Annotated in this window: 1 protein-coding gene; it reads right to left on the bottom strand. The window is 63.8% G+C overall.

What is annotated here, in order from left to right; all coding sequences use genetic code 11:
- Positions 1-337: aspartyl/asparaginyl beta-hydroxylase domain-containing protein (locus EN859_RS36295; RefSeq protein ID WP_135913678.1), on the bottom strand; the 337-nt coding region annotated here is incomplete at both ends.

Below are 337 nucleotides of genomic sequence, written 5' to 3'. Positions count from 1 at the left end.
TTGTGAAACTTGTAGTAGCCGCCCGCGTCGTAGTGCGGTTTGATCTCTTCACCCGGTGGCAAGCACGCCACCACGATCTTGCCCGGTACCGAACCATAGCCCCGCGAGAGCACCTGCTGGACGAGCGCCTCGACAGCCGGCATGCGCGCGCGCATCTCGGTATCCCGGTGCGTGTAATTGCGCAAAATCAGCGAACGGCCTTGCTTGAGCTTTCGATGCTTGTCTCGCTTCGCGGGGGGCCACGACGAAGGCGGCCCTATTTCGGCCAGCGCCGCCTCGATCGATTGGCGGGGCACGCGGCCAATGACGTTCACCAGCGGACCGACCGCTTTCGGTG

It is taken from the genome of Mesorhizobium sp. M00.F.Ca.ET.216.01.1.1 (assembly GCF_004010325.2).
In the GTDB taxonomy this organism is placed as follows: domain Bacteria; phylum Pseudomonadota; class Alphaproteobacteria; order Rhizobiales; family Rhizobiaceae; genus Mesorhizobium.
Note: the sequence above shows the minus strand (reverse complement) of the source record. Positions and strands in the feature narration are given on the sequence as shown.